18 protein-coding genes are annotated in these 25,609 nt (G+C 44.7%); 12 read left to right on the forward strand and 6 right to left on the reverse strand.

Annotated elements, in window-relative coordinates:
* The first annotated feature begins 95 nt into the window (after positions 1-95).
* The 3 genes from J0M30_01765 (at position 96) to J0M30_01775 (ending at position 1,282) form a co-directional block, all read left to right on the forward strand.
* On the forward strand, positions 96-380 hold the full coding sequence (locus J0M30_01765) for an RNA-binding protein (protein MBN8666198.1): 285 nt from the start codon (positions 96-98) through the stop codon (positions 378-380).
* 111 nt (positions 381-491) lie between these two features.
* Positions 492-791, forward strand: a complete 300-nt coding sequence (locus J0M30_01770; protein ID MBN8666199.1) for a hypothetical protein — start codon at positions 492-494, stop codon at positions 789-791.
* Positions 792-832: 41 nt separating this feature from the next.
* Complete coding sequence (locus J0M30_01775) at positions 833-1,282, forward strand: cold shock domain-containing protein (GenBank protein ID MBN8666200.1); 450 nt, start codon at positions 833-835, stop codon at positions 1,280-1,282.
* A 6-nt stretch (positions 1,283-1,288) separates the two neighbouring features.
* On the opposite strand, the gene J0M30_01780 is transcribed toward J0M30_01775, so the two are convergent.
* Entirely contained in the window at positions 1,289-2,356 is a 1,068-nt protein-coding gene (locus J0M30_01780) for a ketoacyl-ACP synthase III (GenBank protein MBN8666201.1), read from the reverse strand.
* A 200-nt stretch (positions 2,357-2,556) separates the two neighbouring features.
* Between J0M30_01780 and J0M30_01785 the strand changes: the two genes are divergently transcribed.
* The 6 genes from J0M30_01785 to J0M30_01810 all read left to right on the forward strand — a co-directional run bounded on the left by J0M30_01785 (position 2,557) and on the right by J0M30_01810 (position 9,745).
* The gene (locus tag J0M30_01785; GenBank protein ID MBN8666202.1) at positions 2,557-2,811 is read left to right on the forward strand and encodes a short-chain dehydrogenase; all 255 of its coding nucleotides are present in this window, start codon (positions 2,557-2,559) and stop codon (positions 2,809-2,811) included.
* A 156-nt stretch (positions 2,812-2,967) separates the two neighbouring features.
* Positions 2,968-3,540 (forward strand): RNA polymerase sigma-70 factor, encoded by a 573-nt coding sequence (locus tag J0M30_01790; GenBank protein ID MBN8666203.1) that lies wholly within the window; start codon positions 2,968-2,970, stop codon positions 3,538-3,540.
* A 6-nt stretch (positions 3,541-3,546) separates the two neighbouring features.
* Positions 3,547-4,578, forward strand: coding sequence for a FecR domain-containing protein (locus J0M30_01795; GenBank protein MBN8666204.1), 1,032 nt, complete (start codon positions 3,547-3,549; stop codon positions 4,576-4,578).
* Between the two features lie 8 nt (positions 4,579-4,586).
* On the forward strand, positions 4,587-6,437 hold the full coding sequence (locus J0M30_01800; GenBank protein ID MBN8666205.1) for an STN domain-containing protein: 1,851 nt from the start codon (positions 4,587-4,589) through the stop codon (positions 6,435-6,437).
* 147 nt (positions 6,438-6,584) lie between these two features.
* Entirely contained in the window at positions 6,585-8,918 is a 2,334-nt protein-coding gene (locus J0M30_01805) for a TonB-dependent receptor (GenBank protein MBN8666206.1), read from the forward strand.
* A 110-nt stretch (positions 8,919-9,028) separates the two neighbouring features.
* On the forward strand, positions 9,029-9,745 hold the full coding sequence (locus J0M30_01810) for a DUF2807 domain-containing protein (GenBank protein ID MBN8666207.1): 717 nt from the start codon (positions 9,029-9,031) through the stop codon (positions 9,743-9,745).
* Between the two features lie 123 nt (positions 9,746-9,868).
* Here J0M30_01810 and J0M30_01815 read toward each other — a convergent pair whose 3' ends face one another.
* The 5 genes from J0M30_01815 to J0M30_01835 all read right to left on the reverse strand — a co-directional run bounded on the left by J0M30_01815 (position 9,869) and on the right by J0M30_01835 (position 21,614).
* Entirely contained in the window at positions 9,869-10,336 is a 468-nt protein-coding gene (locus tag J0M30_01815) for a hypothetical protein (GenBank protein MBN8666208.1), read from the reverse strand.
* Between the two features lie 50 nt (positions 10,337-10,386).
* Positions 10,387-15,393: a DUF2380 domain-containing protein gene (locus J0M30_01820; protein ID MBN8666209.1), complete on the reverse strand. Its 5,007-nt coding sequence runs from the start codon at positions 15,391-15,393 to the stop codon at positions 10,387-10,389.
* A 21-nt stretch (positions 15,394-15,414) separates the two neighbouring features.
* Positions 15,415-19,140, reverse strand: a complete 3,726-nt coding sequence (locus J0M30_01825) for a hypothetical protein (protein ID MBN8666210.1) — start codon at positions 19,138-19,140, stop codon at positions 15,415-15,417.
* 18 nt (positions 19,141-19,158) lie between these two features.
* A complete protein-coding gene (locus J0M30_01830) occupies positions 19,159-20,595 on the reverse strand; it encodes a hypothetical protein (protein MBN8666211.1) in 1,437 nt (478 codons plus the stop codon).
* A gap of 224 nt (positions 20,596-20,819) precedes the next feature.
* Positions 20,820-21,614: a cyclase family protein gene (locus J0M30_01835; GenBank protein ID MBN8666212.1), complete on the reverse strand. Its 795-nt coding sequence runs from the start codon at positions 21,612-21,614 to the stop codon at positions 20,820-20,822.
* Between the two features lie 185 nt (positions 21,615-21,799).
* Here J0M30_01835 and J0M30_01840 point away from each other — a divergent pair, with 185 nt between their 5' ends.
* From J0M30_01840 to J0M30_01850, 3 genes are all read left to right on the forward strand, one after another.
* Positions 21,800-23,431, forward strand: a complete 1,632-nt coding sequence (locus tag J0M30_01840; protein MBN8666213.1) for a histidine kinase — start codon at positions 21,800-21,802, stop codon at positions 23,429-23,431.
* A gap of 5 nt (positions 23,432-23,436) precedes the next feature.
* Entirely contained in the window at positions 23,437-24,186 is a 750-nt protein-coding gene (locus tag J0M30_01845) for a response regulator transcription factor (GenBank protein ID MBN8666214.1), read from the forward strand.
* Between the two features lie 110 nt (positions 24,187-24,296).
* The gene (locus J0M30_01850) at positions 24,297-25,595 is read left to right on the forward strand and encodes an IPT/TIG domain-containing protein (protein MBN8666215.1); all 1,299 of its coding nucleotides are present in this window, start codon (positions 24,297-24,299) and stop codon (positions 25,593-25,595) included.
* Positions 25,596-25,609 lie beyond the last annotated feature (14 nt).

Below are 25,609 nucleotides of genomic sequence, written 5' to 3' on the forward strand. Positions count from 1 at the left end.
TAATTCTTACACTTCGTTTCTGTAACAATTTCTCCTCCTCTTTACACCTGCTGAAGTCCTTCTGTCACATTTTTTAAATCAATCAATTTTTATTTATGAACATGTATGTATCTAACCTGGGCTTTCATGTGCAGGAAGAGGACCTAAAAAAATTATTCAGCGCTTTTGGCGAAGTAACTTCTGCCAAGATCATCACCAATCGGGATACCGGTCAAAGCCGTGGATTTGGTTTTGTGGAAATGACCTCCGATGACGACGCCAACAAGGCAATGGCTGCCCTGAACAACAAAGAACTGGAAGGACGCGCGATCTCCATCAGCGTGGCCCGTGAAAGAGAAAACCGTACGCAACGCGGTGGTAGTGGCGGTGGTCGTTGGTAATCAGCAACTGATCAATCAATCCTGATATACAATCCGTACCCCTGTAAACCGAGGCATGAGCAGAGAAAAACTTCCCTGCCATGCTTTTGGCTTTATCCCTAAATCCACAGAATGCCTTTTGCAAAACAAGATCTGAACTTTATTCATTATCGGTGGGCCCTCGAAGATGAGCCAGCAAGCATCCTGTACCAGGGCGAACCCTCTCGCAGGGTATTCGATCCCTTCAATGGTAACCAGGTCCTGTTTCTGATCAATGCCTGTGATTCGGCATTGGGCGCACTGAGCCTGAAAGAAGTAAGGCAATTGGAAAGCAAGATCGCGCATCAGCTTCCAGCCGATATCAAAAGCGAACGCTCAGTATTCAACTGGATAAAACAAAACAAAAAAAGCTGGATCGAAACCACAAGTTGATCCATTTATATTTAATTAAAAAAACACCCGGTTATTGAACTATGGCAAAATCAAGGGAAACATTCAACAAAAAGAACAAAGAACAGAAAAAGCAAAAGCAACGCAAAGACAAGCAGGAAAAGATGGAAGAGCGTAAGCTGAATGCGAAAAAAGGCAAAAGCCTGGAAGATATGATGGCCTATGTTGACGAAAATGGCAATATCACCGACTCCCCTCCCGATCCCAGAAGCCGAAAGGTCATCAATGTAGAAGATATCCAGATCGGTATCCCCGCCGGTAACGAAAGGGACGACTCACGCTCAGGTGTCGTACAATTCTTTAATGATGAAAAAGGATTTGGGTTCATTCTGGATGGCTTAAACAAAGAAAGGATCTTCTTTCACAACAGCGGACTGCTGGAAGCCGTTCAGGCCAATGACAAAGTGCAGTATGAATTGCAGGCTGGTGAACGTGGCTGGGTAGCAGTTGATGTAAAGAAGTTGGCCAAATAATACTCCTCAATACCGGTAACAAACCGCATTGATATTCATCCCGGCCCCTACCGAGGCAAACAATATCACATCGCCTGGCGTAAGTGAATGAGGGGCCAATTGGTCCTTGCGTACCAGGTCGTACAATGTGGGTATCGTAGCCACCGAACTGTTACCAAGCCATTTAATACTCATCGGCATCACATCGGCTGGTACCGGTATATCGTATAATTGATAGAGCCGCTGAATAATAGCCTCATCCATTTTTTCATTGGCCTGATGGATAAATATCTTTTTGATATCGCGGATATCTACGCCACTTTTATCAATACAATCCTTCATCGCCGCCGGTACATGCAAAAGGGCATACTCATACACCTTTCGTCCTTTCATTTTTATATACCGCACATGAGGATCACTTCCCGGCTGTGCGGAACTTCCCATATTGATATATTCCACTTCGTCGAGGGAATGTGTTTGTACACTGGCAGATAGAATACCTTGCTGAGTGGGACTATCCTCCTTGTATTCCAACACCACCGCGCCGGCGCCATCACTAAAGATCATGCTGTCCCGGTCAAATGGATCGATCACCCGCGAAAGCGTTTCGGTGCCAATGATCAGGGCTTTTTTGGCAATCCCCGCCTTAAAGAAGGCATCGGCCTGAATGATTCCTTGTAGCCAGCCCGGACATCCAAACAATACATCATAGGCAATGCAGCCAGGATTGCGAATACCTAACTCGTGCTTGATGATACAGGCCAGCGATGGCACAGAGGCAGACTGGATCGTATCGGGTAGGACATTCCCAAAATTATGCGCCACGATCAATTGGTCGATGGATTCCGGATCAACACCACTATCGGTCAGGGCATTCCTGGCCGCCAATGTCCCAATACCCGAAGCCAACTGTTCGGGGGTAACATATCTTCTTTCCTCAATACCCGTGATCATCCGGAATTTCCGGACGATATCAGCAGAGGGAATGGGCAAAACCTGCCCTTCGGCATAAAAAGGCTGTTGGGAAAAATCCTGATTAGTCCTGGTCAGTGTAGGAATATAGCATCCTGAGCCGGTTATCACAGAGCGAGGCATTGTGCTAAATTATTATTGATTGATAAAGTGGCTGATGCCGGAGCAAAAGCTAACGTTGGTAATCGTCTCAAGAGCAGTGGATTGAAAGGTAAGAAACTTTCGGCTGATTGGTCCGAATAAATAATCAATTCAAGGCGGGGGGAAATGATTACCTTTACCGGCACAGCGCCTCCAAAAGGCTTGCTCTTTAAAATCAAAATATGACGAACGAACTTATCGAACAATTCATTCTCGCCAACAACCGGAAGAATAAAATGTTGTGCATTCATTTTAAAAACCGGGAATCGATCAACGGAGTCTTCATCTTCACTAACGATTACGAAGAACTCAAAAAGAAGAATTTTTGGCGCATTGTGGCCGAAGGCCGCAAGGACGAATGGCAAAGCACCAAAAAGCTCGCCTGCAGCCGCCTCTTCAGCGGCACGGAATTTACCCGGCTGACCGAGGCTTCATAAACCTCCCTCCGCATTTTCTCCCTGCGAAATCACTGAATATCAATTCCTAAATAATCTTTACCGCCAAATAGGGGTAAACGATTACTTGCTTGTTATACATTAAATATACTTTTGGAGGCCGCTTTACAAATAGAAACGGGCTACAGACAAGCAAGCATGGAATTGGAAAAGGATACCACCGCCTCCCTACTCATGAGGAAGGACCCGGCTGCCTTTGAACAGGTTTTTAAACAATACTATAAAAACCTGCATGCCTATGCTTTCACTATGCTGAAGGACAATGACCAGGCGGAGGAAATGGTACAACAGGTTTACTTCAAACTCTGGGACCGGTCCGAAAACCTGAATCTCACCGGCAGCGTTCAAGCCTACCTCTACAAAGCTGTCTACCATGAGTGCCTGAATTATATCAAACATCAAAAAGTGCGGTCCGATCATCAACTCCGAGTCGCCTACAGCCTGAAAAATCAAAGCGATAACGCAGCTAAAAAGGTCATTGCCAAAGAATTGGAAGGCCGCCTGCGCAGCGCCCTGAATGAACTTCCGGAACAATGCCGGACCATCTTTCAAATGAGCCGCTTTGAAGAACTGAAGTATAAAGAAATTGCCGACCGGTTGAATATTTCCATCAAAACCGTAGAAAACCAAATGGGCAAAGCCCTGAAAATATTAAGAACCAACCTAGCCGACTGCCTGACCGTTTTACTAATCCTGATCTTGCCATCTTAAAAATCAATGATCCTGGAGACAAATTTCAACCATATCACCGATGAACTGCTGGTAAAATACCTGCTGGATGAGGCATCACCCGAAGAACGCCAGCAAGTATCCACCTGGATCGCCGATAAAAAGGAAAACCAGCAATACTTTGACCAGTTCAAAACCATTTGGGATGCCGCCCAAACATTGGCCGTTACTGCCGAAGTTGATGAAGATAAAGCATGGCAGAAACTACAACATCGGATTAAAAAGAATGATTACGCGGAAACCACGAATTACGCAGATGAGACGAATGAGGCAGATTCATCTCCATCCTTGAAATCCGACAAATCCGTGAAATCCGTTTTTTCCAGGGTAGCAGCATCCATAATTCTCATAGCCGGCATAGGGTTAATTGGATATTTGCTGATCAATAAAAATCAGGTTCAACAACTGGCACTCAACTCTGGCAATGAAGTTAAGATTGATACCCTCTCAGACGGCTCCATCATCACCCTGAACAAAGCTTCTTCACTCTCCTATCCTTCCAAATTCAAGGGAGATAAAAGAGCGGTTGCGCTGAAAGGCGAAGCCTTTTTCAATATCACTCCCGATAAGAAAAAACCCTTTATCATTTCCGTTGATAGTATTGAAGTGACCGTAGTAGGTACCTCTTTTAATATCAAAGCGGAAAAAGAAAGTACCGAGATCATTGTAGAAACAGGCATAGTACGTGTAACTACATCGGGCCAGTCGGTCGAGTTGCGTGCGGGAGAGAGGATCGTTTTTAACTCGGGAGGAACCATTGCAAAAGAAAAGGTATCCGACAAACTCTATAACTATTACCGTAGCAAGGAATTTGTATGTGACAATACCCCGCTCTGGAAACTGGTAGAAGTGATTCGGCAAGCCTATCAAACTGATATCGTGATCGGGCGTGAAGAACTGCGTAACCTCCCCATGAACGCCACCTTTAATAATGAATCCCTGGAACAAGTACTCAAAGTTATCAGCCTGACCTTTGATATCAAGGTCACCAAGGAAGAAAACAGGATCATCCTCGAATAATATTTTCCATGGAATGTCTTCTCCATATCCGGCCAAATAAGCCCGTCAAAGCTATTTTGATCATCCTGGCTATCGCCTTTAGCGCTACGGTAAGTACCGCCCAGTTGCTGTCAAAACCTATATCGCTGAACATCAAGAACCAGCGTCTTGATAACGTCCTCGAGATCATCAGCAACAAAGGCGATTTCTACTTCTCCTATAATTCCAGCATCATCAATAAAGACAGCCTGGTCAATTTATCCATTTCCAACAGATCGGTAAAAGAAGTTCTTTCCCTTTTATTCAATAACTCCTACGAGTTTAAGGAAAGTGGCAATTTCATCATCATCAAGAAAGCCCCGATCCGGATGACGATGGTAACAAAAGTGGAAGAAAAAGAAGACCGGATCTTTACCATCTCCGGTTTTGTGTACAACGAAAATAACGGTCTCGCCATTCGTGATGCGAGTGTGTATGAGAAAAAACTTCTTGTGGCCGCATTGACCAATCACGAAGGGTATTTTAAACTCAGGTTTAAAAGCAGCAAGGCCTCAGCGATCGAATTATATGTGAGCAAGGAATTCTATGCGGATACCATGATCAAACTCTCTCCGCGTCATACCCAGGAGGTAACCATTACCATGATTCCTTCTACAGATGCCGAGGAAAACACGACTGTTACCCCATTGGATTATCTGATACCCGATTCGCTGCAGGCCACTAAGATCATTCCCACTGATTCGCTCTCGTATGCGGACCTGGGAAAAGTGGAGCGCACAGGCATGGGGAAATTCCTGCTTACCTCTGGTCAAAAGATCCAAAGTCTCAACCTGAAAAAGTTCTTTACCGAAAGACCCTTCCAGGTTTCCCTGATACCCGGGTTAAGTTCACACGGCAAACTAAGTTCACAGGTCATCAATAAATTTTCGCTGAATGTATTGGGTGGCTATACGGCTGGCACACAGGGTATCGAATTAGGGGGGATTTTTAATATTGATAAAAAAGATGTTCATTTCTTCCAGGGCGCTGGTGTATTCAATATCGTAGGCGGTGAGGTCAGAGGTATGCAGCTTGCCGGGGTTCACAATACCAATCTGGGTTCCACCTTTGGCTTTCAGGCTGCCGGTGTGAGTAACTATGTAAGAGGCGCTTTCAAAGGTTTTCAGGTGGGTGGTGTGTACAACCATGTCAATGATAGTGTTCGTGGCTGGCAGGCCGCAGGTGTAGGCAACTATGCCCGCAATACTGTAAAGGGTGTACAACTTGGTGGCGTATTTAATTTCAGCAACCGGAGTATGAACGGAGTGCAGATCGCCGGGGTGATCAACTATGCCAAAAGATTAAAAGGGGTACAGTTTGGCCTTATCAATATTGTCGATTCCTCAGACGGCTATAGCATCGGATTGATCAATATTGTGCTCAATGGCTACCACAAACTCAGCATCACCGCCAATGATATGACGGATGTGAACGCCGCCTTTAAAACCGGGAATTCGAAATTTTACAGCATCCTGCAGGCGGGTATGCGATCAGATGACAAGAATAAACTCTTTGCCTTTGGGTATGGATTGGGAAGTGATTTGCCATTTAATAAAAAGAAAACATTGTTCTTCAATCCCGAGGTCATCTCTCAATATCTCTATGCCGGTAGTTGGGATAATATCAATTTGCTAAACCGCGCACAGTTAAACCTCAATCTCAAGATCAATAAATTCATCTCCATCTATGGAGGCCCCGCACTGAATGTTCTTTTCTCCAAACAAACCACCGGAGTCGCCGGATACAAGTATCCCATAATTCCCACCTATGCCAGGACCTACGACTTTGGGCCCTTTGTGAATGGCTGGTTGGGGTGGAATGTGGGAGTTAACTTCTTCTGATCGAGAAACGTGAGACGTGAGGCGTGAGATCCCTACTCACGCCTCACGTCTCACGTTTCACCTCTCTCGTTTCTTAATTTCTTGTTAACGCATAGGGGTATCCCCCCACCTGGTTGTTATATCCGCAAATAACCAATTGCAATCGACATGAAATTTTTGATTTTGCCCCTTATCCTGGCCTTATCCATTACCGTACAGGCACAACAGCTTCAGCAGCTTAGAGGCACTGTTACCGATCAGGCCCTGAAAGAGCCGCTTTCCGGCGCCACCATTTCCCTGAATGAACAGCAACATACTACCAGTGATGCCTCTGGGAACTTTCGTTTCAAGGACCTGGCCCCGGGGAATTACACTCTTCGGATCACTTATGCTGGTTTTAAAGAAATCGTTTTAGACAATATCACTGTCAACTCAGGAAAAGAAACCATTCTGACCATCACACTGGAAGCCGAGGTCAAGAGCATGGAGGAGGTGATCGTAAAAGCCAATGGCAAAAAGAACCGGCCCCTGAATGATATGAGTGTGGTGAGTGCCCGGGCCTTTACGGTGGAAGAAACACAACGATATGCCGCCGCGGTAAATGATCCCTTGCGCATGGCTACCGCCTTTCCTGGTGTAATGGCGAATGACGACGGCAATAACAATATCATCATCCGGGGTAATTCACCTACAGGCCTCCTGTGGAGAATGGAAGGCATGGATATTCCATCCCCCAACCATTTTAGCCAGCCCGGGTTAAGCGGGGGTGGTATCTCCATCCTGAGTTCGCAACTCCTGTCCAATTCCGATTTCATTACAGGTGCATTTGCTGCTGAATATGGAAATGCCCTGAGTGGGGTATTTGACATAAAATTGCGCAAGGGCAATGATGAGAAAAGAGAATACTCCTTACAGGCTGGAGTACTGGGTTTGAATGCAGCGATGGAAGGACCTTTCTCCAAAAAATACAAAGGTTCCTATCTCATCAACTACCGGTATTCAACGCTGACCCTGCTCAACAAAGTAGGTGTGTTACCCGATGACAATGTGACGAACTTCCAGGACCTGTCCTTTAATATCTATCTCCCCACCAAAAAAGCCGGAAACTTTAGCGTCTTTGGTTTTGGCGGATTGAGTGACCAGTACTATGATCCCGGAAAGGACTCTTCCAAATGGGAAACGCGTCGTGACCGCTACCTGGCCGACTTTGTCTCCAATACCGGTATGGCTGGTATCACTCACTCCTTACTGGTAGGGAAAAACCTAAAGATCAACTCAGCCGTTGGTGTTTCCGGTACCCGCATCAGCTATGATGAAGATTTTACAGAAGATGATCTGACATTGCGTAAGACCTACTTTGAAAAAATGACCACAAAAAATATCCTGTTTAATACTAAACTGGACTATAAATTCAGCAACAGGCTACTCTTGCGGGCAGGGTTTATCAATAAACAGATTAACTATCAATTCTACCGTTTATCATCGGCACATGATGATGAGCCACTGGAAGTTCTACTCAACAGCAAAGGGCAAACCTCCACCCAACAAGCCTTTCTGCAATGGCAATACAAATGGTCAAATGACCTGAGCTTACAGGCCGGATTGCATTACCTCCATTTGGCACACAACGGAAGTGAGGCCGTAGAACCCAGGCTCTCCGCCAAATGGAATATCAACAATAAAAACAGTCTGGCGCTTGCCTATGGTCTACACAGCCAGATACAGACACTAAATGTGTATTTCGCTGAGCGTACATTAGGTGCAGGAGGGGTTGACATGCCAAATAAAAACTTAGGTTTCACCAAGGCCCATCACTATGTGTTATCCTATGGTTTTCGTCCGGCGGCCAAACTCCAAATAAAAACAGAATTGTACTATCAACAATTATTCGATGTACCCGTGGCCGCACATGATAGCAGTACCCTTTCTTCGCTGAATGTGGAATATGAATATGTGACAGACCCGATGGTGAACGAAGGTAAGGGGCGGAACTATGGGATAGAGATCTCGATTGAACGGTATCTCCATAACAATTTTTACCTCACGCTGAGTAATTCATTGTACCAATCCAAATACACGGCATTGGATGGAGTAGAACGAAATACCCGTTTCAATGGAAACTACATTACTACCCTGATCACCGGAAAAGATTTTTACAATGAACGAAAGCAAAAGACATTGGGAATAAATCTTAAAACCATTGTAGCGGGTGGATTACGCACCACGCCCATTGATCTGGCTGCTTCACAGCAAGCTGGCTATACGGTGTACAAAGAAAAACAAGCCTACAGCCAGCAAAACCCGGCTTATTTCCGGACTGACCTGCGGATCAGTATGAAGTGGAACCGGAGAAAACATACAACTACCTTATCGCTGGATATTCAGAATGTCACCAATCGCCTGAACCTGTTCAGCCAGTATTTTGATAAGGAGGAAAATCAGATCAAGAATCTGTACCAAACAGGTATGATCCCGATCCTTAACTATAAAATTGAATTCTGATCGCTGGTCAGGTAATTTAACCGCCTGTCACACCGATGTAACATAACTATTTCGATATCCGTCTCATGGAAAACCATAAAAAAAATTGATCAACAATAATAGAATTGAAAATGAAAAAGACATTTGTGGCCCTGGTGGCCGTTCTCGCCCTTCTTAGCTTTTCCTCTTGTGAGAAAGTAGTAGGTACTGGTCCTGTAGTGACCGAAACAAGAACCGTAAACAACTTTACCGGTGTATCCGCTGCCTTTGGTGGTCAGGTAAATATCCGGATCGGGGCCACATTGAAAGTGGAAGTAAGTGCCCAGCAAAACATCCTGAATGTTCTGGAGACAGAAGTGAATGGCGGGGTATTGAATATTGATTATGAACATGGCGTTTATGTAAAAAACAGCCAGCAAGTAAAGGTTGACATTACCATGCCCTATGCCGATTATCTCAAACTCAGTGGTTCTGGAAATATGGACCTGTTGGGTAACAATATCAGCAATAACCTGACCTTACAGGTAAGCGGCAGTGGGAATATCAGCCTACAGGAAACTCAGGTGGCTGGCATCCTGGATGCCCGTATCAGTGGTAGTGGCGATATGAATATTTTCGCAGGTACGGTGGGTCATGAAGAATTACAGATCAGCGGCAGTGGCACCATGAGTTTTGTTGGTGTTCAGGCAACTACAGCCGATACCCATATCAGCGGCAGTGGCGATATCCGGTTAAAAGTGTCTCAAACCCTGGATGCCCATATAAGTGGCAGTGGTTCTGTGTTTTACTCCGGAACACCCCAGGTTATTACCCAAATCAGTGGCAGCGGAAAAGTAAGGCCTATCTAAAGGATTTAAAGTCTGTTTTTGACAAGTGCCCGGTGTGGATGTCGTTTAGAACCCGCCGGGTTTCTTTTTACTCAACCGCGACTTGTTAAAAGAAATACAATCTTCATTATTGAGGTAATCCTATTAGGAAGAATACCATTCAACGGTTTCTGCATCTACCAAAACGATATTAGTCAGTTTTGCTTTTGTCAATACTTCCTTTGCCTTTTCGCTCACCATGGGTTGGAATGTATCTTGAGGATAAAAGAAGTCTGACCCATCCCAACTTGAAACATCAAACCGCATACCGGTAAGAAACCCAGGTCGGGGTGGACGTTGAAGGGGGCCCGATCGTCCTTTAATGATAAAACCATGGTATTCCTCTTTCGAATTTTCGATCTCCAGGGGATAGGTTTCCCAGCCTGTCAACCCATGGCTGGCAATGACATCGAGGAACCTTCCTGATATCACCATATTGAATGGATCAGACAAGCCAAGCAGGTCGTAAAACTTGGTTCCCTTGACCACCTTTACCATGAATGGCTCCGGGAGCTTAAAAGCTCCCTTTGCCAATAATTGTTCATCGTAAGGAGTCAGTGCTGCTAAACTCACAGGGCTTTTCTTGCTAGAAGCCGCTATTTGAAAAAAAGTCATACCCAAAATTAAAAAAATACATTCAAACCATACTTACTCATTATATCACGTCCAAATTGAAGTACCGCATTTTTATCCGCGTTTGGATTTAATCGCATAAACGCCCTCCATTCAGCATTGTATTTTTGTGCATTGGGGTTATGTCCAGCCCTATCCCACCACTGCATATGTATTGGATCATTGACATCAATGCCAACCCTATCAAAAAAGTTCTTAAACTCGTCCGCCTTAGGGAAAATATGATGTGCCTCGACTTTGGAACCTGGATCGACGCCAGTAAGTGTTTTCAAATTGTCTCTGTAGCTATTGGGGCTATATTTATTTTTATCCGCTTTTGACATTGAGAACGTCTTTCCAGCCTTCATGTCAATTTTTGGTTTTGGCTGGGGTGCTTTTCGACCCAATAACCGATTGATGCTGTTTTGATCAATGCCCATCTTTTTTAAGCCCTTCTCTACAGCCACCGCACCATACTTCCCAATATATTTATACACCAGCGGTTCTAAAATTCCCATGAAACCAGCCTTCATTAATCCAGTCCCAGTGATATTTCTAAAACCCACATCATCCATGTAATGGAACATGCCCATAATACCATCTCCGGCCATTCGAAGCGCTCTGTTTCCGATCATATCACTGGCACTTTCCCATAAAGCATCCCAAACACTGGCCTTATCCCATGCATCTCCCCAGGACTTTACATTGGGGTCAAACATGTAAGCCGTGATCATTTGGATACCAATATTGATCCCTACATTGATTCCATATTTCAATATCAGGTGTACAAATTTGCCGTCTTTGTCAACCAGCAGGGTGGGATTATTGGCTGCATAGGCGTACGGCGAGGAATTGGGAAATTCATCTGCTTTAGGATCAATACTATTCCAGCGCCCGATCTGGGGGTTGTATTGTCTGGCTCCAAAATCATACTCATCCAAACTGGTACCATCCGAAAATTCTTCACTCTGAAACTCTTTGTCGCTGAACTTGTGGAAATTGACCGGGTTCACACTCAGGGCTCTTGGAGAAATGGCTTTTAGAGTGAGACCGAAGGGAGAATAGTGATTCTCCTCAAGAATATGACCCCTGTTATGTACAATTTGGAAGTTATCAAAATAGACTGGTTGCTGGCTTTCATTATTGACGAACACATAAATCCAGCCATTCTTCGTAATGTTAACATCGTTCAATACCAATGGCGCCTGCAGGGGCCCGTTGGCCTGAACCTGTTTGACTCCTTTACTGATGGGGTTAAACCCTTCGTCAAAAACTATATAATTGATGAATGCCTTGGGTCGGGTAGAAACATAATCGCTGTTCTGTTGTGTCACCAGACTTCCGGTAACCGGATTACCCTGGACAGCGCTTCCAATGATACCCGACTGGGCTTTAGCCGTTACGCCCGCATTGCCTGCATTGAGGTGGTTGATCAGGTTATTAACAAGATCGGTCAATACACTGGTTGAGTTTACCTGGGTACCATTATCCCGGTAATAATAATCCGTTTTGGCTTGTACCAGATCACCGGCCATTACCTTCAGAAGGATTGAGGGACCTACCCGGTTATCAGTTCCCTGGGTAGAAAGCTTGCTCATTTTTTGACCATATCGTTGGTCATACTGAGTATTTCCCTGTAACTCAATGGGCTTGTCTGTTCTGTTACTAATCCGGTAATACTTGTCTTCAAGGGCGGTAGTTGCCGTTTCCATGGTAGCTACGGGGTATGTATCTACCTGTTCCTCCTCTGTCAACACCATGCGTACATTCCCCAAGTGATCTTTAATAAAATAATCAATGGTAAAAGCAACGGGAAGTTGTGTAGCAAGACTTTTTACATAGCGAATTCGTCCATCCTCGATAGAAACATACACATCATTCCCGGGAGTGTAGGTCAAAGGCCCACTATATGTGGTGGTGTTAGTCACCGGGCCGGTAGCGAGTGTAATATCTGTTACAATTTTTTGTAAACGGCTTCCGTTGGCATCATAGATGTAACGGATCGATCCTTTTTCCGGTACTGTTATTATTTCAGGTAAATTAAGGTAGTTATATGTTACCGTTTGAATACCCTTATTCAAGTCACCGGTAAGATTTCCATTAAAATCGTAGGTATAATCAATCACCCCGGCACCTTGGTTCTTGTCAGTGAAGTCACCCAATTTATGATCTACCCCCGGTGCATCTTCCGTTACCCATTTTAATCGGTTACTGTTCGCATCATACCCATAACTCATCCGATCCATGGCCACAATGCCATTAAAATTGACGCCATTTTGTTCGAGCCGGGTGATGTTTCCGTTATAATCGTACTGAACCAGATTCATGGAGAAGTCAAAGAGATCTTTTGTCCATGCACTAGTTCCCGTATTTTTTTGGCCGAAATTGGCCTGAGTAATTCGGTTTGCATTATCATAGAGATAATCAAACTTCCGAAGGATGTTATCCCCTGCTGTTTTCCAGGCCATCCCCGCCACGTTTCCATTCCGAAGCAGATTTCCAAATCCGGAATTGCCAGGCTTGTCATACCCCAGTTCCATTCCAAAGAACCGATCGGTCCGGTTGGGGTCAATGGCATATTCCTTATTGATTCCTGTCATCCAACCCCGAATATTGTACTCATAGTCCAGCTTCTCCAGGAAAGGGCCATTAGGACCTGCATAGCCTGGAGCCAAAGTTTTGGATAATAACTGGCCTAAATCATCATAGGTGTGTTCAGAAATAACCCGTTCACCCGTAGTAATGACTACCGGGGGAAGTGACTGATTAGGGGTTTCTTCATTAATCACATTCTTGATCGTCCGCTTTGGACGGGCCGCGTGATCAAATTCGTATTTTGAAACAACGGTATACGCTTTTGTAGCATAAACCGGGATGGGAGTTGGTGTCACAAGAATCTGCCGGCTTTCTTTATATACCGTTCCCCGGACCTTACCAGCAAAATCATACTGATTGGTCACCGAAGTACTTGCTCCTAAGGTATTCGCCGAAAGGGTTTGCAGAACGCGGCCCTTTTCATCCAAAACGGTAACGGTATTGATGAACTTATTGGTACCATCCAATACCCTAACCTTAGTTTTTGTCTGAATACCACGAACTCGTTGGCTGGGGGAGGCTGGATCAATATTCTCAAAATTCGAAGCATAGGGCAGACTAACATTCGTATAAGCCGCCGCTGTATTGACGTCGTAATACTTGACAGCATTAATCTTGACCTGATAATGCTCAATTAAAATACAACCCGCACAACTGACGATTGGAGCCGGGTTAAAAACCTCTAATGTTTCCGATATATCTGTTTGAATGGTGACTGTTTTAGCCCCCATTTGCATACTAGGCAGATCTATCAGGTACTGCAAATTACCGCGGGTATACTCATCCATATCATCCAACATGACTCCCGAAGCCACCTGCCTGTTCTGTACATCGTACAAGAAGAAACTCCATTCATTAAAACCAAATGAATTAGTACTCCCGTCCCGTTGATTACCATGTTGAGAAAACACCAGGCGATCACGACTATCATACACCATATACTCCACAGCTGCATCCGGGTCTTTCTTCTCAATCAGACGGCCTCGGCTATCATAAACATACTTAAAGCAAAGTCCGTCCGCCATTGCCTGGGATAATACCCAGCTTCCGGATTGGCGCATGCTCTCCACGGCCTTTGGTTGAATCATGTACCGTAGCTGTCCAAAATCATTATAGACATAATAAGTACATAACCAGCCGAGATGATCCTCTGAAAGTCCGGGGCCTGATTCCGCCAACTGTTGTTTCCGAAGAATGATCTCTCCCTCCTTATCCTTGTATTCAATAATCAACTTACCTCTCTCATCCGTAGTAATAATTTTGTAAAGCGTATTGGCCGGATAAACATCTCCGGCATTTGAGATGGGTAAGGCGGTGTTAGAAAAATTATCAATTCGCCAAATACGTACCGCATCTGCCGTACCATTCAAATCGTATCCGGTTTGAATACCTACATCACTTCCTCCCCAGTTCAATCCCGGTGCCAGACTCTTGATCGACCTGTTCAAGGGGCTTGCTTCTAATCGGGTCTCGGCAAAAAAGCTGTTCTCCCCAGGATACTTAGTCGCCATAAAAAGCTGCTGATCCGCAATGGCATTGGGTTTAAATTTTCCGTCTGAAGAAGCTGCCTGGTAGGCCAGATGCTTTTTTACATCTCGTCCAAGAGCATCATACTCTATAGGAACAACTAAATCTTTATTAGACGGCGAAATACCCGTCATCACCTGCTGTTCCGGTCGGCTGATACCGTCGAAAAATATAGTGGATTGTTGCTTCTGCCCGATAGGAAGGTTATCAGCCTGATTAAAGGTCAGTTTTCCAGGATACCAGATGTCATTTGTTTTAATAAAATTCCGGTTCTCCCAGGAAAGTGATTGATAGTTAAATTCCAGTACATTGGTGTAGGCCACGGACATGCCACAATACACTCCGCGGCGAACTAAGGTTTTCTCTGTAAATGCCGGCGCCGATGTTGGGTAGCTCTCCCCGTATCCAACATTGCTCCAATTGACTCCATCAGGCGAATGCTCCCAAAAATAGTCGTAGACTCCGCCACAGTTTCCATCCGTAGCGGGCGTTTGGGTTATAGTTGGCGTTGGGTTTAGATAATTAAAGAAATAAGTATTGGCACTGATGTACCCTGGAGAAACAGGAGCACCTCCCACCTCCACCGCCAATTCTCCATACTGGCCATACATGTCTTCGTAAATTGAAAGGTATCCGATACCCGGATAATCCCATTGTACGATACAGTAAATCATACCCCAGGTGGGGTTCTCATTCTTGGCCACAATGGTTCCACCTTGAACATTCCAGGTGATATAGGAATACGTATGAGGGCCAAAATCAAACATCGCTGTATAGTAACTCTGGTCACCCGGGTTGACGTTTGTAGGGCCATAAATGTAGGCTTGCTGAGAAGAGGAAGAATAACTCATTCCCAGAATAAAAAACAGGAAAAGGGATAATAGTTTGCCTTTCATATAATCGTCTTTTTCGCTGAATTAATTTTTGTAGTTATACTCATATGTCTTGACTACGTTTCCAAACTGGTCTCTCACAATCACCAGTCGTTGCAAACTATCATACTCGTAGTAGACGGTTCGGTTGTTGGGGTCCGTTTGGGAGGTCATTCCATACAATGGGTCAAATGTATACGTGACCATTTGGGCATCTGCCGGAAACAATCGTAATTCATCCACAAGCACCGTAGGCTGATAACTGTATTTGAATAACTCAACCTTGCCCGTATTTTCCAGTGTAACCTCATAATATTTCCAACCATTAATCGTCAAAAGTTCTGTAGGGGTAATGGTTTCAGTAGACATACCGGTTCCGATATACCGGTAGATCATTGGTACACCATATTTTGCCCAAAAGGTCAACTTGAATTTTTTGGTTGTGTTCATCGTGCCGGAAATAATTTTGTCGTTTTGCGGAATCTCAAAATATTTCCTTCCCGTTATTCCTTTTTCATTTTGCTTTACATGGGCCTGGTTGTAGGTCCACTGCCCCTTTCCATCCGCTTCAAAACTAGTATACGCGATTTCGGAAAGTGCCGCATTGGTGGCTTTAGCAACCGGAAAGGAATTCTGATAATCCCATATATAGGCCTCCTTCATATTCCCCTGCTCCAATTGCTCCTGTATGTTGCCATAAGAGTCATACAGATTAAAATTCAACTCAGATTTATAGGAAGGGTCGTATGCAAAAAAGCCATTGGTAGTATTTGATTCAACAAAACTGGTCTGGGTTGAGGATGGTTGAAAATAATAGGACTGCTTAACCAATGGTTTATCCGGATGAAATTTATTCAACACCCCTTCCAAATAACGTTTGTTATTACCTGCCTGATCTTGGATGTACTGGTACTTTTCTACGACCGGGCTTAGGACGTTTTTTCCTTTCAATTGGGTAATCCCTTGTCCAAATTCATCCATAGTGGTAGCATATTGCAGCGGGTACCGGAATTTTGTCACAACCTGCTCATTCTTACTATCGGAGGTCATTTTTGATTCCGTTTGGAACAGATACTCTCTGGAATTGTGCAGGATTTTGGAATAAGAAACTTCCATCCTATTCTCCAAATAGGAAATTCCATCCGGCTTATAGTCTCGCTCCGTTTTAGAAATCAATAATTGCCATCTGGGATTGTGAAAATATTTTGAATAGATCATCCAATTCCAGCCGGTTCCATAATCAACTCTGTACTTGGTAACAGCCAATCCGCTGGAATACCCATTTCCGGCATACATCAAATCCTGATCATAGGAATAATGAACGGACTTGATATTCTTCCCCTGTTCGGATATAAAATACTCCGCAATGGGCAGACCTCTTTTCCAATCATTACTGGTAGCCTGCGGAAAGGGATAATTATAGCCAATCTGGGAAAAGTTCTTTTCAAAGCCCCCGTTGAAATTGGATACGAGTTTGACAGAGCTTCCAAAATCGGAACTATTCGGGCTTGAATTCGTTGTAAACTCAGCTCTGTATTTTCCATTTCCAGGTTGTGAAACCTCTACAAAGTTGTATCCTCCCACCGCTCCACGAGTTTGGGTCTCCGGATTAAAGCGGCTATTGGAGTTAAACCGCTTGTCCGCTACCGAATAATAGGTGGAAGAGCCGTTCTGTGTAAAGCTGATCACATAATCGGGCATCGTGTACGAAACAATTGGATAGTCTGTCTGGACAAAACTGCCATAGGTATAGTTCTTTACAATAGGGGTGCCTCCTATGGTTGGATACTCTTTAACCTGATCCACCCGGAGTCCATTCCAGGCCGTGCTACTACCACTTATTCCATAAATAAACTCTTTAAGACCGCCGGTTGGATACTTGACCGACTTTAGCACTCCTGCCATTAGCTTGTCCAAAGCCGGTGGTGCGTTTGAGGGAGTAGTGGAATTCCGGGTATACCCAAAAACATCCTGATTTACGGAGGTGCGGAAGGTTAAGAGATTCTGATTATAGTACTCAAATTGATAGGGAGGAAGTGATTTAAAGTCGCTTCCCATCTCAACAATGCTCGTAAGGTAATGCCGGTACCGAACACTATTATCGATATAACTTCCTGTTTCTTGTCTTGAATTGTTATGGAAGGACAGGTTGAACACCAAATACCCTTGTTGATTGGGGGTGTAATTATACCTGGGTGAACGGAAACCAATATTGATCGTTTCAAAGGCTTCAGTGCTTTGGACTTGTTGATATGTTAAATTGTATTGCTTCACCAACTGGCCATTTAGGGTCACCTTGATCTGATCCAACATCTTATCGCCTGGAAGCTCCGGTCTGGAAGAATTCGCGAGAAACTCAACCTTGTAACCTTGCGAAGTAGTGATTTCTTTTAACCTCTTAGATTTAAGCTCTATTGTCGTTGCCGAAATCGTATAATCACCAAAAGAGGGATAATGCAAATAGTAACCAGCGGGAACCGGCATATTATTCACGGGTGGTGCATGAGATGTAAAAAAGGAGGTTGGCAAATAGCCTCCAAAATTGCAGCCCGTACCCATATTCGGAACATTACGAGTTCCGGGAAGTGGGTCGCTGGATGTAAAGGAGCGATCGGAAACATAGTTCAATGTCCCATTATCTACATAGTTAAAATTAACCACATCATTTGTTGGAGAAGTGATCTTTGTCAAATACCAGGAAGAGGAGTAAGTGCAATACTCATAATTGGTATTGTTCGCCGCTTGCCAGAAATCCATTAGATTTCCAGGCTCACTCGAACATCCAGATGGTACGGCACATCCCACTGGGCTCAGATAAGACATGACAATCGGAACAGCCTCGTATATGTAGTTAGGGGATTGTATAGTGTAGTTTTCATTGGAGTTGTTCAATTTGGGCACCTGGTAATTATCCAAGTAGTAACATCCTGTATATCGGTAGGTGAATAAGATAGACTTTGACTGCACTCTGAACTTGGTTTCCTCCACCGCATTGAGCGCATAATTCCCAAATTCATATTTATACCCATCTTCTGTTAACACCACAAAGGATACAATTTTACCCCCGGATATAGTGGGAGTGACGGTTAAATTGTTCTCGTTGAGCATAACAACCTTTCCAAACTTGTCAAAGACAAACTTTCCGGAGTAGTTTCCAAAATTGAAGTAGAACTCATCCGGCTGAAGATCAAAACCCTTATCGGGTTTATTGTTTTTGTCTTTGGTATTCCAGTTTCCCCGGTTTATTCGCTCAATTTTTTCCGGATAAGAATAAAAAGCAAAAGGAACAACCGGATCATTGAATCGGTCCAACTCCACATTCTCTGCTTGCAAGTGGAGAAACCCCTTACCGGGGATATTAAAATCAGCACTGATAGTACCATTAAGTTCGTCCGGAAGATTCTTCATCACACGCGTGATAACGCCACCAGCATTCAACTGCCAACCTAAACCTACCCAGCTACCAATATCATTTACCTTATGTGCATTAGCTACATGACCCAAAGAAATGGGCACATCAATGTTTCGGCTTTTCAAACTGTAAAGCGGTAACGAAACATTCAGCTTCCCGGTATAGAGATCTACATTATCAGAAATGGACCGGGTTAAGGTCGCGCTATTGGGAGATGGCAAAACCACAAAGGGTAAAGTAGCTTCGCTCGCTCCCCGTCTTGAATTAGCAGGTTGAGCAAAGAGAGGAACCGAAAACAAATGGAAGATAAAGGACAAGGCAAGAAACGCCTTAAGCATTTCAGTTAATCTTGGTTTCATAATTATGCGTGGTTGGAATTATTTGAATTGATATCCGAAACGGAACAAAACAGGTGATGTGCGCGGGGTATGCTGATTATGAAGAAAATCGTATAGTACATGGAAGTTGCCCCGGGTCTTGCCACCTAATTTGTATTTTTTACTTAGCCCGATTAAAGCACTCCCCTGCCAGGCAGAAAAATTCTTTAATTCCTCAATGGTTTTGAACCCAGATAGGTAATTGAACTCAAAGCCCCCATTGATATAAATATTACCCTTTAGTTTAAAATCAAGAAAGGAGCGCAAGCCTACCCCTTCGTGACTAAATTGAACCCGCTGCAAAGTACCATAGCCTAATTTATAGGACATCCCTACGCCAACACTGCTATTCTGATGCAAGCGGTAGCTTACCTGCAATCCAACATCCAACATAGAAGGGAGACGGTAGTTATTCCGTCTGAATTGAAAATTGGTACCCCATTCCAGCCGGTCAAAAAATGACTTCGACCTCATTTCATTGGGCTTGAAATCAGGCATAACGTCTTTATCATCCCAATCCCCTGACGTTGACTTTATATTCTGAAGTTCATTTCTAATTTCAGCCAACCTGTTGGTTAAGGGATCTCCTCCTGAAACACCCCGTCCCGACAAATCGACACTGGACATAGCAGGGCCAATAGTATTGTTAACGGAAGCTACGGTTTGAAGCCCCGGAAGATCCGGAATGGAACTGGCACCCAACCCGCTAAAACGTTGGTTTAACAAATTACCTCCAAACACAGAAGCCAGATAGGAGTTGTCCTCCATAAATTTTTGAAAACCCTTTAACCTGGACAAATACCGAAAGGCCGTAATTTGTAATTGTTTGGGGTCATTCAATTGAGCCTTCAACTCTTTAATGCGGGCATTATAGTAATACAAGTCTTTTTGAAGTTTCGAAAACTCCTTCCCTAATCCGAAAAGCTTATACTTATTTTTAAGGAAATCCAAGCGTTGTTTTAGCTTTTCCTGCACCGCTGTAATTAGTTTCAATCGTTCGGTAAGCACTTTAGATTGATTCAATAGACTGGAAATTGCAGGGGAAGGATTTACCCCATGAAGAAAAGCCAGACTTGTCTGAACACTATCCAGATTCGGAAAATACTCTCCGGCCTTTTTGCGTAGCGCCCCTAATGAATTCTTCCCATTTATTGCCTCCGATAATAAATTATAGTCCAGGGAATCCCAAACAAATTCCTGGCCTTTATTTCCCGCGTTGCGCTTTAGCTTTTTGTAAATTTTCGATTCCCATTTTTTTAGTTTTTTGATCGACTTCTCTGACGTGGAGATCAAACCGGCCTCTGCCCGGGAAAAATGATTTGACAGTTTATCTAACTTTTTCCCGGACGGGTATTCAATTTGAATTGTGGAATCAGAGGGAGAAACAGATTGAGCATGCAATGAAAGGGGAAATAAAGAGAATAGCAGAATTCTCAAATAAGATCGAGGTTTCAACAGCATAAGGTAAGTTAGTTTTGGGTATCAGAAACTAAATTAGGATTGATAAATTCATAAAAAAATTTTTTTGTTAAAAATTTTTTTATGAATCTTCCGTTTGAAAGTTCTTCCGGTTATTTTTAATAAAACTAAACGCCGGCTAAGTGATTTTACTTAGCCGGCGTTTAGTTTATAATTGATCGCTGCCTTAATTATCTCATTTTTCACTCCACTCCCGCAATGATCCTTAACGGACCGCCGCTGCCTTTTCCGATCTTCATGGGCAAAGCCACTACATATATTCCTTTGGCAGGTAACTGATCGAGGTTGGCCACATTTTCAAAAGCGGGTCTGTTTGCTCCCATCAACACCTGATGTGCTTTAAAATCCTTCGACTGCCCGAAATCAATACTGGGTGTATCAAGGCCCACTGCCTTTACCTTGCGTTTATCCACCAGCCATTGGGCCGCAACCGGATCAATACCTGGGAAATGCAATTCAGGAATTGCTTCCAATCCCATCTTCGGAGAACCAAAATATTTTCCCCGGTCGGGATAAAATTTCCCGTAACCTGTCTTGAATAGCACGATTGTATTATCGGGCAGTACTCCTTGCTCTTTCTCCCACGCTTCAATATCGGAAATGGAAATCAGGTAGTCACGGTTGGCCTGGGCATTGGAGCTTACATCGATCACTACCGCATCTCCGGTAAGACTGGTAAGAGGAAGTTGGTCGGCTGTTAATTTCCCTTCGGCAAAATGAACCGGCGCATCAAGATGTGTACCTCCATGCTCGGGAGTGCAAATCGAATAAGAGGAATAAAAATAACCAAGCTCCGTTTTGCCCTCTGCATCCGTACTGTGCTGAAATCCCTTGAGGTTATTGGGCCAATAAAGAGTGGTGCTGTCAAAGGTATAGGTCAGGTCGATCCACCGCAACGAGGATAAGGATCTCTCCCCGGGTGTTTTGGTTTGACAGGCCGTCAGCACAACTAGAAGGAGGTAAAAGAGCGTACGCATGGTTTTTGGTTTATGTACCCGAATTTAAGGATTCGGTCGCGGGTTTGATTTATCTCCCCTCCGCCATCCCGGCGATTCAGTTGTCAATTTGTTCTGGTCACTTATGAAAGGAGCCCCGTTTAACCGTTCCGGTCCTGGCCCCTGTTAAAATCTATTGGTATATTGCATCAACCACTACACCCTTGATGCGAAAAGCCTTGCTTTTTGGGGCCCTTTCTCTTCTTCCTCTCCTGGCCATCACCCAGACGGGAGGCGGGAACCCAATCGTTGACAGCATCCTCTCCGCCAAAAAAAAGGCCGCAGACTACTTTACCCGGGGTGATTTTGCCAAAGCACAGGAATACAGTTTTATCCTGCTTCAATGGGCCGAAAAAGGCAATGACCCCTACGAAGAAGCAAATGCCTGCACCATGATCGCCCACCTGCTCAACAATGCCAATCAGGCGGTAAAGGGCATAGAGTATACCCGTCGGGCGGTAAGACTATTACCCCGCATCACCGAACCAGCAAAACAGGTGGATCTATTCGCCAAATTATCCAAACGATACCTCTGGCATTACCAGGATACCCATACGCAGGGGAGCCTGGATTCTTCCGGTTTGTTCAGTCAATTAACGATCGCAATTTCTAATCAGGAAGGATTTACCAGCTTATTGGCATTGGCCTATAACAACCTTCAGGGAGTAGAATGGGAAAAGGGAAACCTGGATAAAGCACTTGCTTACCTTGATTCCGGTAAGGCCTATCTCGATCCGGCCCAAACCGCAGACATGCGGGTATATTTTTTCGATAAGGCTGATATTTTGCTGGAACAAAAGAAAATTTCCGCAGCCCGCAGGGAAATTGATTCCGCGATCAGGTATGCACTGGTTAATGGGAACCAGGCACTATTGTCCGAAACCTATTCCTTAGCTGCCACCATCGCCAAAGAACAGGAAGATTATCAGTCGGCCTATGAATATCACAAAAAGGCTACCACCCTGAATGACTCTATACAAAATGCCGAAAAGATCCGTATCATAACAGAGCTGGAAAAAAAATATGATCAATCGCAAAACGAGAACAGGATCAAGGACCTGGACAAAAAACGACAGCTCTACCTGCTTTTGGCAATAGCAGGGCTATTGGCTGCAACTGCAATTGCGTTTTACCTGAGACAACAATCCCTGAAACATAAAAAAGATATCCTTGAAACCGAACAACGCCTGAACCGGGCACGGATGAATCCACATTTCTTTTTCAATGCCCTGAGTGCAATGCAGAAATTCGCGGTACAGGAAAAGGATGGGCAGGCACTTGCGACCAATCTCTCCCGCTTTAGCAAGATCATGCGTGAAACCTTGGAGAGTACCTATAAAGAATATGTTACGATCGAACAGGAGTTTGATTTTCTGCAGGAATACCTCGAAGTACAGACCATGCGCTTCCCAGGCAAGTTCACCTATGCCTTGGAGGCCGACCCTGATCTGGCCATCGATGACCTGTTGATACCATCCATGATCCTCCAACCTTTTGTAGAAAACAGTATTGAGCATGGATTTTCAGGGATCGGATATAAAGGTGTTCTCACCATTCATTTTGGTATGGATAAAAAGGAATTGATCATTTCGATTGTCGACAATGGTAAAGGCATAGGATCCGAACCCAGGGAAACCAATGATCATATCAGCCGGGCCAGCCAGATCATTCGCGACCGGATCTATCTATTAAATATCAAACTGAAATCCCGGGCCGGGTTCCGCATCGACAATAATCCAGGTGGTCAGGGGGTGATGGTCACTATACATTTACCTATATTGTACAAGAATAACGTCTGACCAGTATGTATCTATTGTTAATCGATAATGAGCCGGAAGTACGCGGTGTTTTGCGCACGATGGTGGAGAGCTGGAACCAGGGACGTTTTCAGATCGCCGAAGCAGATGGTGTGGCTTCAGGGTTGGAGATGGTCCGGACACTGAATCCATCGATTGTACTGCTCGATGTGGAAATGGATGACGGAACAGGTTTTGATCTCCTGGAAAAATTACCTCACCCTTCCTTTCAACTCATATTCACTACGGCGCATAACCAGTATGCGATCCAGGCCTTTCGGTGCAGCGCGCTCGATTACCTGCTAAAACCAGTTGACCCGCTCGAATTATCACAAAGTCTTGACCGGGCCCTCGAGCAATTAACACAACAGACCCTACAGCAGCAATTGGAGGTGTTGATGCGGCAATTGAAAAATGAAAAGGAAGCCGAAAAACAGATCGTATTAAAAGATATTGACAAAACATATTTTGTCAGGATTAGTGATATACTGTACTGCGAAGCGGCTGGCTCCTATACCAAATTCCATCTGGTCGATGGCGGACCGATATTTGTCAGCCGTAACCTCCGTTCCTATGAGGAATTGTTAAGCCCTTATGGCTTTTTTCGCACACACCACTCCTGTTTGGTCAATCCCAATAAGATCAAACTCTATGACCGCAAAGCGGATAGCGGCATGCTCCTGCTGGAAGGCGGTAAATCTATCCCGGTCTCACAGCGGAAAAAAGATATGGTACTTCACCTGCTGGAAAAACGTTGACAGTTTTATTGATTTTCTCATCACTTATGAAACCATAAAAGGCAGTTCTGAAACTGCCAGAAAATGTTCAATTGTTTTTATTCATTTTACGGGACTAAAATCCAATTAAAATGAAAAAGACAAGAATCCTCGTCCTGATGGGACTATCGCTCTCTGTACTTCTTTCCTGTAAAAAGGATAAATCGGAACCGCTTCCACCTCCTCCGCCGCCGCCAGACCTTACCCCGGTTATTACGGGTATCAGTCCAAGCAGCGGTGGATACAATACAAGTCTCACGATAACCGGTACCCATTTTAGTTCTACAGCCTCAAGTAACACGGTGAGCATTGGCGGAATCACCGTACCCGTTACAGCAGCTACCGACAGCCAACTCACCGTTACCGTCCCGCAGCTCCTCTCCACCGGAGGGGGTGCTGTGGTCGTCACCACTTCGCACGGGAAGGATACCGGCGACCACTTTACCTATTCGCCCGACATTTATATTGTGGGCAGGGAAAAAGGAACTGATAATATTAGCCGGCCAAAACTCTGGATCAACGGCACCGCTACATCGCTTCCCATTGGAGCAAACGGAGGAGAGGCGACCTCTGTCTTCGTTACCACCACCGATGTGGTGGTAGGAGGCATTGAAGAAACATCCACTTCATCTGAACCCAGGGTATGGTTGAATGGTGTTTCCAGTTCACTGCCACACCTCGGCCAGGGAGGTCAGATCCGTGGGGTATGGCTGAATGGAAGTAATATCTATGCGGCCGGCTTTGCCTATGGTACATCAGGCTGGAGTCTGGCACGTACCTGGTTAAACTCATCCGGCACCAATCTTACCTCTGGATCAGCCTCCGATGCCAATGCCATGGGAATTGTCATGGTTGGCGCTGACCAGTATGTTTGTGGTAGTGAGGATATCGGCGGTCGTTCGGTGGCACGTTTATGGAGAAACGGAGTGCCCACCTCACTCAGTAATTCCAGCAATAACTGCTATGCGGTCGGCATTGCCGTGTCTGGAACAGATATCTATGTCGTAGGGTATGAGATGCTGTCTACAGGTGAACGCGTGAAGGTATGGATCAATGGCGTGGAAACGACTTATGCTGGGGAAGCCAACCTTCGCGATCGCCCCAATAGCATCACGGTTTACAAAGGTGATGTTTATGTGGCCGGAAATGATGAAAGCATGCTTAGCGGTATGAAAAGACCTAAGTTTTGGAAAAATGGAGTTGCTTATGTGTTGGAACCAACCTCCTATGGCGATGCAAAGGCCATAGCGGTTTGCGGAGAAAATATCTATGTGGCAGTCGCGGGCAACCTCAGTTCAGGCCCCCGGGTCAAAGTGTACAAAAACGGAACACCCACTGAGATCACCAGTGGAGTAACAGATGCATACCCGTCCGGTATCGCGCTCAGATAGGTCAGTTTCCCACA

The sequence above is a fragment of the Chitinophagales bacterium genome, assembly GCA_017303415.1.
GTDB lineage: Bacteria > Bacteroidota > Bacteroidia > Chitinophagales > Chitinophagaceae > SpSt-398.